Origin of the sequence: Allobosea sp. CRIB-10 (assembly GCF_900112185.1) — a bacterium.
Taxonomy (GTDB): Bacteria; Pseudomonadota; Alphaproteobacteria; order Rhizobiales; family Beijerinckiaceae; genus Allobosea.
Map to the genome: position 1 here is coordinate 604,147 of NZ_FOKP01000001.1, position 7,368 is coordinate 611,514.

The following is a 7,368-nucleotide window of genomic DNA, read 5'->3' on the forward strand; positions in this document are numbered from 1 at the left end:
CGCCAAGCTCTTCGGAAATTCCGGGAAACCCCTTAGGGCTTGTCGTCCTTGGCCCCGGCTAGAAGCACGAAGCGGACGAGCTCGGACAGGCTGCGCGCCTGCATCTTCGTCATGGCATTGGCGCGGTAGATCTCGACTGTCCGAGGACTGATGTCGAGGTCGAAGGCGATGACCTTGTTTGCCTTGCCTGCAACCAGCCCGTCCAGCACCTGACGCTCGCGTTCGGACAGAGATTGAAGTCGCTGGCTGATCTCCTGGGTCTCGCTGTCGATGCGGAAACGCTCACGGTGGCGGTTCAACGCCGAGCGGACCGCTCCGAGGATCGTCTCGTCGTCGAAGGGCTTCTCGACGAAATCGAGCGCTCCCTCCTTCATCGCCTCGACTGCCAGGGGCACGTCGGCATGGCCGGTCATCACGATCACCGGCATGGCATAGCCGCCCTGCCTGAGACGGCGCAGGAATTCGATGCCATCGATCTCCGGCATCCGGACGTCGGTCACCACGCAGCCCCTGCCACCGACGCCGACCTTGTCGAGGAAGGCGACGGCGGACTCGTGCAGCCTGACCGGCAGGCCGTCCGAGGCGAGGAGGAACGACAGTGACTGGCGCACCGCCGCATCGTCATCGACGATATGAACGACCGGCTCTTCAGCCATTCTGGAACTCTCCGGGATCGAACGCGCGCAACGTAAAGCTGAAGGTGGTCCCTTCGCCAGAACGACTATCGGCCCAGATCTTCCCGCCATGCGCCTCGACGATCGTTCGGCAGATGGACAAGCCGACGCCCATGCCCTGCTTCTTGGTCGTCATGAACGGTTGGAACAACTGCTCGGCGACGGCTGGGCTGATGCCGGGGCCCGTGTCGGCGATGCTGATCTCGATCAGTTCGTCGGCAACCGCCCTCGTCGAGATCGAAAGTTCGCGTCGTTGCGAGCCGGACATGGCTTCGAGGGCGTTGCGGATCAGGTTCAGCAGGACCTGCTGAACCTGGATCCGATCCGCCAACACGTAAGCGGCCGCAGGATCGAGCGCGAAGGTTATGCGCACGCCCTTTTCCTTGGCGCCGACGAGGGCGAGCGCGCTCGCCTCCTCGATGAGCTTCGGCAATGCTTCGACATGCCTCTCGCTCTCGCCGCGCGCGACGAACTCGCGCAGGTGCCGGATCACCTGGCCGGCTCGCAAGGCCTGCTCGGCCGCCTGGTTGACCCCGTCGCGCAGCAGCTGGAACTCGTCGCCCTCGAACCTTTGCAGGATGCGGTGGCAGCCCTTGAGATAGTTCGTGATCGCCGTCAGCGGCTGGTTGAGCTCGTGAGCCAGCGTCGAGGCCATTTCGCCGAGGACCGTGAAGCGCGACATGTGAACGAGCTCGGACTGAAGCTCCTGCAGCCGGGTTTCGGTCTGCCGACGTTCCGTGAGGTCGCGAATGAAGCCAGTGAAGTAGCGCTGCCCTCCGGAGCGCATCTCGCCGACGGAGAGCTCCATCGGGAAGGTCGAGCCATCCTTGCGCTGGCCGACCACGACGCGGCCGATGCCGATGATCCGCTTCTCGCCAGTCGTGAGATACCGCGCGATATAGCCATCATGCTGCGAACGATAGGGGTCGGGCATCAGCATCTTGAGATTTTGGCCGATGACCTCGCCGGGCTCGTAGCCGAACTGCCTGACCGCCGCAGCGCTGAACGACTGGACGTGGCCCCGTTCGTCGATGACGATCATTGCATCCGGCACTGTCTCCAGGATCGAACGCAGATGCGCTTCGCTGGCGCGCAAGGCTCCTTCGGCGCTACGCTGCCCACCGGCATCGCGCAGCACGATACCGAAGCCGAGGACCTGCTTCCGATCCCCGTACAGGGCCGAGATGGTGATCCGAGCCTGGAAGTCGGCGCCACTCTTGGTCCGGCGCGGCGCCTCGAGCCGGAGCTCCTTCAGCCGCGCAGCGCTGAGGTCGGACGCTGGGCGCCCCGTCTCCTGATCCTGTTCGCCATACAACAGATGATGCGACTGCCCGCAGAGCTCGTCGGCGCTCCATCCGACCACCTGCTCGCAGCCGGCGCTGACGCTGCAAATCCGGCCGCTGGCGTCGAGCACCAGAAGAACGAACCGCTCGACCGTGTCCGAGAACGGGATGTCAGCCGGAACCGTCTCGGCCAGGATCTCGTCTGCTTCCGTTGATCTCTGCATCCGGGCGCCAAAAAGAGACCGAGACTTGACGCGAAGGCACGAGCTCGACCGGAATCACACCCGGCCTGGGTCATGCCGCCGGATCAATACAGCACGTGTTCAGTGGGTTGGAAACGATCGAAATTTGCCGCGGACCCGCGCCGCAGCCACCGGTCGATACCGGGCGCTTTAACCGAGCGTCGCGGGTCGCTCTCTGAAATCTCGTCGAACTGCCGCGACCGGAGACTGCGGCAGATTCAGGCAACCGCATTGATGCAACGCAAACCGCGGCGACTTCGCCAATTCAAAGCGCTTTGACGAAGATCAATGCGCAGCCGCTCCGCCCGTCGCTCGATGATCGCACGCCATACAGAGTGAAAGCGGAGGTTGCCATGAACGACGTCTCATCATCGTCCGAGATCGCGCGGTCGATGCCGGCTGGTGGCTGCGCTACCTATCGCGACATCGCCGTCCATCTCGATGGCTCACCGGAGGATGAGTGCCGTCTGGCTTGGGCCGAAGCATTGGCGGCAAGCCATGCGGCACGGCTCACCGGCATCTTCACCAACATGCTGCCCGATCCCGCGCTGTTCGCCGGCGACTGCGGCATCTCGGCGATCGGGCAATTGACGGATACCGTCATTGAAGAAGGAAACGTTATCGAGACGCGCCTGAAGCGGCGCTTCGGCAGGCTCGGCCCGGCCAATGAGCTGCGTCGCCTCGACGCCTTCCCCGGCCTGCTCGAGCAGGCGGTAGCGACCGAGGCGCGCTGGAACGATCTCTTCGTGGCGAGCAGCCCGCGCGACGGCGAACAGGCGCGCTGGCGTGCGATGATCGAGAGCGTGATGTTCGACGGCGGACGAGGCCTCTTCCTGCTGCCGCCGAAGGTGGAGCTGCGCTCCGCGATCCGAACGGTTCTCATCGCATGGGTCGATTCGCGGCAGAGCGCCCGCGCGGTTGCGGAAGCCATGCCGCTGATCGCCCGGGCGTCGCAGGTGCAGGTCGTGACGGTCAGCGAAGAGGCCCATGGACGGATGGGCGGGGCCGAAGCCCTGGCCGACATCACGACCCACCTCACCCGCTGCGGCGCCAAGGTGACTGCGAATGCCCTGCAAACCGAGACCGCCCCAGGCGACGCTCTTCTCAATGAGGCAAGACGGACTTCTGCAGACCTGATCGTCGCAGGAGCTTACGGCCATTCGCGCTTCAGAGAATGGGCCCTGGGCGGCGTCACCGCGGATCTTCTGGCCAGCTCTCCCGTCACGCTGCTTATGGCTCACTAGAGCAGAATGGCAAAGTGCCGACCGGTAGCGAACCTCTGCCAATGCTCGTGCTGTCGTTTCGACGGTTTTGTCAGATGCACAACTGGAAAATTGCCATCATCGATGGAGCGCCTGGCTGTAAAAACCATTGCGTTATGAATGTCCGCTTTCAGGCAAGTGCCAACGTCCGTTCACTGGCACGAAGTGGCACCCTGCACCACCAAGAACCGACATCATTATTGTAATGTCCCTCACCATGTCGAGGCAGAGTAAATTACATATGATCGAAGGCGAAAGCGTTGGTGACACCACTTATCAGGTTGCTTGAGAAAAGTGCATCCGCCGGCGACTCGATCGCTAAGGGCTTTGCGCATTCATGGAACGATGCGATTTTCTGCGCGCGAGCCTTCGCCAGCGTTAGTGCCTCCTCACGCGTTACCAGATGAAAGCGCACCGCAGATCCGGGTGGCAATTGCGCGAACCGATCGAGATCGGCGCTGATCACCGTAGCAATCTTGGGGTATCCACCGGTGGTCTGGCCATCGCGCAGCAGCACGATCGGCTGCCCATCGCCGGGGACTTGAACACTTCCTTGCACGATGCCATCCGAGATGATGTTGAAGCCGCTGCTGTGTTCGATCTTTGGGCCCTCAAGGCGGCAACCCATAGGGTCGACCTGGGCGCTGATCGCGAACTCCTCACGAAACAGCGTCTTGAGCGCTCGCTCCGTGAACAGGTCGTCCTGCGGACCGAGGATCAGCCGAATTGGGGCGTTTCCGAGCGCCTCGGCCGGCGGGAGGCTTCGCGGCTGGGCCTCGCCCGCGTCATCGGCAAGCGGCAGCCGATCACCTCGCTGGAGTGGGCGTCCGCCGATGCCTGACCGTCGGTGCACTGATCTGCTCCCCATATCGGGCGCAAGCCGGATACCCCCGGCGATGGCGAGATAGGCGTAGACGCCCTCGCGCACAGGTCCGATGACGAGGTGCTCCCCGGCGTGGACCAACATTGAGCTATCTGCATCGAGGGCGCGGCCCCCGGCCGTTGCGTTGGCGCTCGTTCCCGAGAAAGCGATCAAAGCCGGGCCGCCCTCGAGACAAAACCGGCCTCCCATCAGGCAGAACTCGATCGCTGCCGTATCGAGCGCATTGCCGACGAGCGCGTTGGCCCGCGCGAGGGCGGTCGCGTCCATGGCCCCTGCCGGGGAGACGCCGAAGCGACGCAAGCCGAAGCGTCCGGCGTCCTGCACCGTCGTCAGTGCACCACAGGACTCGACGAGAAGTTCGCTCATGCGATCTCGCAGCCGATGACCGGCTCCCCGCGTGCCGCTGCAGCGTCCAATTCGTCCCAGTGTTTCGGAGGCGTCGGCTCGAACCGGATTTCGTCGCCTGCCGCGAACAGGAAGCCGGGATCCCGGCCGGGCATGAAGGATCTCGCCGGTGTGCGTCCGAGGAGATGCCATCCGCTCGGCGCTTCGACGGAACTGATCGCCGCCTGGGCGCCGCCGATCGAAACGGATTGCGCCGGTGTCTTGAGGCGTGGCTGCAGTCGCCGTGGCGTTTCGAGGCGCGCATCGAGGCCGCCGAGATAGGCGAAGCCGGGCATGAAGCCGATCATGTAGACACGGTAGGTCGCGCCCGCATGCAGCGCGATCACCTCGTCAGGCGTCATGCCGTGACGCTCGGCAACCGCGTCCAGATCGGGGCCGAAGGCACCGCCATAGACCACCGGCACACGCCACCGCCGTATGCGTCGAGGTTCATCCGCCGCGTCTCCGCTGAGCGCGAGAATCCGTTGTTTCAGCCCGTCTACGTCCGTTACCGGGTCGTAGCAGGCCAGCAGCGAGCGATAGGTCGGAACCGTCTCGACCAGTCCGGGGATGGCAGCTTTGCCGAGTGCCGCGTCGAGCGCGAGCACACGGTCGTTCAGGCCTTCGTCGATCTCGTTGCCGAACTCGACCGACAGCGCCGCATCGCCGCAGGCAAGAAGGCGCGGGGATGGCGATCTGGCGGCCTGCTCACGGCCTTCGCTCCACGACTGGATTGCGAGGCTGCTCTCCGCGCAGAACCCGGACGATGTCCTCGGAGACATGGCGGGCGGTCCGTTCAAGGGCCTCTCCAGTGGAGCCGCCGATATACGGGGCCAGCTCGCCGACGAAGGCGTGACGATGCTGGTGGTCACTCACGAGATCGCCTTCGCGCGCGATGTCAGCCACCGCACCATTTTCCTGCATCAAGGGGTGAGCGAGGAGGAAGGACCCTCGGCGCAGGTGCTCGGTGCGCCGCGCAGCGAGCAGGCCCAGCGCTTCCTCAAGCGTGTTCTGCATCCCGATCTCAAATCGAGGAAGACGTCGTGACGGGCCTTGCTGTCATCACCAACTGGTGGGGCGTCATCGACGGCTACCTCCCGCTTCTCGCCAAGGCGAGCTGGCTCGTCGTCCAGGTCACGGCGGTCGTCATCCTGCTGTCCTGGGTGCTCGGGCTGGCGATCGCCCTGATGCGGTCGTCGAAGTCGCGCTTTCTGCAGTGGCCGGCCCGCTTCTACATCTGGTTCATCCGGGGCACGCCGGCGCTGGTGCAGATCTTCATCGTCTATTTCGGCCTGCCCCAGTTCGGGCTGAGGTTGTCGCCTTTCGTCGCCGGCACGATCGCCCTGGGACTCAACAGTGCGGCCTATGTGGCCGAAACCATCCGGGGCGGGCTTCTCAGCATCCCTCGCGGACAGGGCGAGTCGGCGCTTGCGCTAGGCCTGACTCATAGCGACGCCATGCGTCGCATCATCCTGCCGCAGGTCGTGCGAGTGATCATTCCGCCGATCTCGAACGAAGTCGCTTCGTCTATCAAGAATACATCCCTGCTCTCGACGATCACGTTGATGGAACTCACCCTTCAAACAGAAGTGATCGTCGCGACAACCTTCAAGCCGTTCGAGTTCTATATCGCGGCAGCAATAATTTACCTGCTGATGACGACGGTTTGCCTTACGGCTCTTCGCCAGGTCGAGAACAGGTATTCGCTTCGTTACTGATATAGGCAACAAAAGAAGGGGAGTTACGCATGATCAGGAAACAGGTATTCGGCTGCGCCATTGCTCTGATGGCGATGCTCCTTCCCGCGGCGTCTCAGGCACAGGGCCAGCTTGAGCTTCTGCAGCCCGGCAAGCTGAGCTGCGGCGCCGATGGCGGTTACCCGCCCTTCTCCTTCACCAACGAAAAGGGGGAGTTCGACGGGCTTGAAGTCCGCGTGATGAAGGAGATGGCTCGCCGCGTCGGCCTCGAATACGCGCCGGTCGTCGTCAAGTTCGACTCCGCCCTCGTCGGCCTGATGAGCAATCAGTACGATGTGCTCTGCAACGTTCTCGACATCACGGCGGAGCGCCAAAAGCAGGTCAGGTTCCTGGATGGTTGGCTCGAATCCGGCGGGCGCCTGCTCGTCTCGAAGGATGCGAAGATCTCCAAGCCCGAGGAGTTCAACGGCGTCATCGGCGTGCTGGCGAGCTCGACATGGGCCAAGCTGGCGGAGAAGCTTAAAGCGAGGGAAACCAAGTACTACAAGGTCGAGGTCGACGCCCTGCGCGATCTGGTCAACGGCAACATCGACGGCATGATCACCGACGCGATCGTCGGTGCCTGGGGCATCCAGAAGTCGGCGCTGCCGATCAAGGCGACCGAGGGCTATCTCAGCCATGTGCAGAAAGGTTTCGCCATCCGCAAGGACAAGCCGAATCTTGCCAAGGCGCTGAACAAGGCGCTGTCGGACATGCTCGCGGACGGGACCTACCAGAAGATGACGAGCGAGATCATCGGTTACAGCCCGCATCCCAAGGAACCGATCCGCAGCGAGTGGAGTTGGAGTTGGACGGTCCCCGGTTTCGTGGACAAAGCCGAGCCTCACGCCGACGCGCGTTCGAACGCTTCGGGACTGATGCCGCCGAGATGGCTGTGACGGCG

The 7,368-nt window shown here is 63.6% G+C and carries 8 protein-coding genes; 4 read left to right on the plus strand and 4 right to left on the minus strand.

Features of this window, described 5'->3' with window-relative positions; all coding sequences use genetic code 11:
• Positions 1-32: 32 nt before the first annotated feature.
• Both fixJ and BMZ69_RS02760 read right to left on the minus strand, forming a co-directional pair.
• The gene (fixJ, locus tag BMZ69_RS02755; protein WP_092154526.1) at positions 33-656 is read right to left on the minus strand and encodes a response regulator FixJ; all 624 of its coding nucleotides are present in this window, start codon (positions 654-656) and stop codon (positions 33-35) included.
• Positions 649-2,181, minus strand: a complete 1,533-nt coding sequence (locus BMZ69_RS02760) for a PAS domain S-box protein (RefSeq protein WP_092154529.1) — start codon at positions 2,179-2,181, stop codon at positions 649-651. The genes fixJ and BMZ69_RS02760 overlap by 8 nt, the downstream gene beginning before the upstream one ends.
• A gap of 293 nt (positions 2,182-2,474) precedes the next feature.
• Here BMZ69_RS02760 and BMZ69_RS02765 point away from each other — a divergent pair, with 293 nt between their 5' ends.
• A complete protein-coding gene (locus tag BMZ69_RS02765; RefSeq protein ID WP_139218960.1) occupies positions 2,475-3,443 on the plus strand; it encodes a universal stress protein in 969 nt (322 codons plus the stop codon).
• A gap of 253 nt (positions 3,444-3,696) precedes the next feature.
• On the opposite strand, the gene BMZ69_RS02770 is transcribed toward BMZ69_RS02765, so the two are convergent.
• Together BMZ69_RS02770 and pxpB are read right to left on the minus strand one after the other, a co-directional pair.
• Positions 3,697-4,710, minus strand: coding sequence for a 5-oxoprolinase subunit C family protein (locus tag BMZ69_RS02770; protein WP_092154533.1), 1,014 nt, complete (start codon positions 4,708-4,710; stop codon positions 3,697-3,699).
• Positions 4,707-5,528: a 5-oxoprolinase subunit PxpB gene (gene pxpB / locus BMZ69_RS02775; protein WP_244543174.1), complete on the minus strand. Its 822-nt coding sequence runs from the start codon at positions 5,526-5,528 to the stop codon at positions 4,707-4,709. Before pxpB ends, BMZ69_RS02770 begins: the two co-directional genes overlap by 4 nt.
• Here pxpB and BMZ69_RS02780 point away from each other — a divergent pair.
• The 3 genes from BMZ69_RS02780 to BMZ69_RS02790 are packed head-to-tail and all read left to right on the plus strand — an operon-like array spanning position 5,509 to position 7,363.
• Positions 5,509-5,775, plus strand: a complete 267-nt coding sequence (locus BMZ69_RS02780; protein WP_092154537.1) for an ATP-binding cassette domain-containing protein — start codon at positions 5,509-5,511, stop codon at positions 5,773-5,775. The genes pxpB and BMZ69_RS02780 overlap by 20 nt on opposite strands.
• Positions 5,772-6,446 carry an amino acid ABC transporter permease gene (locus BMZ69_RS02785; RefSeq protein WP_244543175.1) on the plus strand — a complete coding sequence of 225 codons (675 nt, stop codon included), beginning with the start codon at positions 5,772-5,774 and terminating at the stop codon, positions 6,444-6,446. The genes BMZ69_RS02780 and BMZ69_RS02785 overlap by 4 nt, the downstream gene beginning before the upstream one ends.
• 29 nt (positions 6,447-6,475) lie before the next feature.
• Complete coding sequence (locus BMZ69_RS02790) at positions 6,476-7,363, plus strand: transporter substrate-binding domain-containing protein (RefSeq protein ID WP_092154540.1); 888 nt, start codon at positions 6,476-6,478, stop codon at positions 7,361-7,363.
• Positions 7,364-7,368: the final 5 nt, after the last annotated feature.

What these genes read in the sequence shown, in the direction of transcription:
- BMZ69_RS02760 (WP_092154529.1), bottom strand. Translation starts at nt 2,181, where the DNA reads ATGCAGAGATCAACGGAAGCAGACGAGATCCTGGCCGAGACGGTTCCG.
- BMZ69_RS02780 (WP_092154537.1), top strand. Translation starts at nt 5,509, where the DNA reads ATGGCGGGCGGTCCGTTCAAGGGCCTCTCCAGTGGAGCCGCCGATATA.
- BMZ69_RS02790 (WP_092154540.1), top strand. Translation starts at nt 6,476, where the DNA reads ATGATCAGGAAACAGGTATTCGGCTGCGCCATTGCTCTGATGGCGATG.
- BMZ69_RS02770 (WP_092154533.1), bottom strand. Translation starts at nt 4,710, where the DNA reads ATGAGCGAACTTCTCGTCGAGTCCTGTGGTGCACTGACGACGGTGCAG.
- fixJ (WP_092154526.1), bottom strand. Translation starts at nt 656, where the DNA reads ATGGCTGAAGAGCCGGTCGTTCATATCGTCGATGACGATGCGGCGGTG.